Origin of the sequence: Mesorhizobium sp. M0491, assembly GCF_040321265.1 — a bacterium.
Taxonomy (GTDB): domain Bacteria; phylum Pseudomonadota; class Alphaproteobacteria; order Rhizobiales; family Rhizobiaceae; genus Mesorhizobium.
Genome location: NZ_JAMYRE010000053.1, coordinates 1 through 2500, shown reverse-complemented (window position 1 = coordinate 2500; position 2500 = coordinate 1). Strand labels below are relative to the sequence as shown.

Genomic DNA, 2500 nt, shown 5'->3' with positions numbered 1-2500 from the left:
TACACCGAAGCTTAGGGTTTGGTCCGCAAGGGCCAAGCGGTAGCGGAGCGTTCTGTAAGCTGATGAAGCCATACCCGTGAGGGGTGGTGGAGGTATCAGAAGTGCGAATGCTGACATGAGTAACGTAAGGGGAGTGAGAGACTCCCCCGCCGAAAGACCAAGGGTTCCTGCTTAAAGCTAATCTGAGCAGGGTTAGCCGGCCCCTAAGACGAGGCGGAAACGCGTAGTCGATGGGAACCACGTTAATATTCGTGGGCTTGGAGGTAGTGACGGATCATTGAGGTAGTCCAATCTTATCGGATTGAACGGGCTGCTGCGTGGTTCCAGGAAATAGCTCCTCCTTATAAACCGTACCCGAAACCGACACTGGTGGTCTGGTAGAGTATACCAAGGCGCTTGAGAGAACTATGCTGAAGGAACTCGGCAAATTGCACGCGTAACTTCGGAAGAAGCGTGACCCTTTTCTACGCAAGTAGAGGAGGGTGGCACAGACCAGGGGGTAGCGACTGTTTATCAAAAACACAGGGCTCTGCGAAGTCGCAAGACGACGTATAGGGTCTGACGCCTGCCCGGTGCTGGAAGGTTAAGAGGAGGGGTGCAAGCTCTGAATCGAAGCCCCAGTAAACGGCGGCCGTAACTATAACGGTCCTAAGGTAGCGAAATTCCTTGTCGGGTAAGTTCCGACCTGCACGAATGGCGTAACGACTTCCCCGCTGTCTCCAGCATAGACTCAGTGAAATTGAATTCCCCGTGAAGATGCGGGGTTCCTGCGGTTAGACGGAAAGACCCCGTGCACCTTTACTATAGCTTTACATTGGCATTCGTAGTGGCATGTGTAGGATAGGTGGTAGGCTTTGAAACCTGGGCGCCAGCTCAGGTGGAGCCACCCTTGAAATACCACCCTTATTACTATGGATGTCTAACCGCGGCCCGTTATCCGGGTCCGGGACAATGTATGGTGGGTAGTTTGACTGGGGCGGTCGCCTCCTAAAGAGTAACGGAGGCGCGCGATGGTGGGCTCAGAACGGTCGGAAATCGTTCGCTGAGTGCAATGGCATAAGCCTGCCTGACTGCGAGACTGACAAGTCGAGCAGAGACGAAAGTCGGTCATAGTGATCCGGTGGTCCCGCGTGGAAGGGCCATCGCTCAACGGATAAAAGGTACGCCGGGGATAACAGGCTGATGACCCCCAAGAGTCCATATCGACGGGGTTGTTTGGCACCTCGATGTCGACTCATCGCATCCTGGGGCTGGAGCAGGTCCCAAGGGTATGGCTGTTCGCCATTTAAAGCGGTACGTGAGTTGGGTTCAGAACGTCGTGAGACAGTTCGGTCCCTATCTGCCGTGGGTGTAGGAATATTGAAAGGATCTGTCCCTAGTACGAGAGGACCGGGATGGACGGATCTCTGGTGGACCTGTTGTGGCGCCAGCCGCATAGCAGGGTAGCTATATCCGGACGGGATAACCGCTGAAGGCATCTAAGCGGGAAACCCACCTTAAAACGAGTATTCCCTGAGAACCGTGGAAGACGACCACGTTGATAGGCCGGGTGTGGAAGAGCGGCAACGCTTGAAGCTTACCGGTACTAATAGTTCGATCGGCTTGATCGTTCTCATTCCTTATGCTCATCTGACAAAGTCAGATGTTCTCACTCACGCTTGTTCCGCCCTGCGGGCGGCGCTACGTGGGTGCGGCGCATCAGCGCCGACGGTCGGTCGACCTTGCGAAGCTTCGCTTCGAAAGGCGTCAGGATCCAAAGAACTGTAAAGGCACAAAAAAGACCAGCGAACAGCTCAGAGAAAGCAGCAAATAGGATCCCTATTCGCTACTCACTATTGGCTATTCGCTCAAAAAAGCTTCTCGAACAACGTGCGTTTTGCCGACCTGGTGGTTATGGCGGAGCGGCTGCACCCGATCCCATTCCGAACTCGGCCGTGAAACGCTCCAGCGCTGATGGTACTTCGTCTCAAGACGCGGGAGAGTAGGTCGCTGCCAGGTCTGCTAAACGCACGTTGAACTCACATCCAATCGGATGTGAGAGAAATCTTCTCTTTATGAAATGGCCCGCCAAGGGATCACGGGCCGCGTAAGCGGCCCTTTCATTTGGTCAGCCATATACCTATCTGTAGGCCTCGGCTTACACAAAAAAAGCAAGCAAGCGCTTGCTTAGGAACGCAAGCAAACGCTTGCTTAGGGAATGCAAGCAAACGCTTGCTAAGGGAATGCAAGCAAACGCTTGCTAAGGGAATGCAAGCAAACGCTTGCTTAGGGTTGACGCGGGGTGGAGCAGCCCGGTAGCTCGTCAGGCTCATAACCTGAAGGTCACAGGTTCAAATCCTGTCCCCGCAACCAAATACAAAAGAGCCCGCCCTCGTGCGGGCTCTTTTGTATTGTGCCGTGGTGCCGGCGATTTAACCTGTCATCAGGCGCCCGCAAGCAAGCGGAGCCGACGCCGCCGGACAGAAAACTCAATCCTGTCCCCGCAACCAATCTGCGGTAA

At 54.5% G+C, this 2500-nt stretch carries 1 tRNA gene and 2 rRNA genes (1 of these 3 cut by a window edge); all 3 read left to right on the top strand.

Annotated elements, in window-relative coordinates:
- Window positions 1-1610: ribosomal RNA gene (locus NKI69_RS33275) — 23S ribosomal RNA — on the top strand; it begins 1211 nt to the left of the window's first position.
- 273 nt (window positions 1611-1883) lie between these two features.
- Window positions 1884-1998 (top strand): 5S ribosomal RNA (gene rrf / locus NKI69_RS33270).
- Between the two features lie 277 nt (window positions 1999-2275).
- Window positions 2276-2352: transfer RNA gene (locus NKI69_RS33265), tRNA-Met, on the top strand.
- The last annotated feature ends 148 nt before the right edge of the window (window positions 2353-2500 follow it).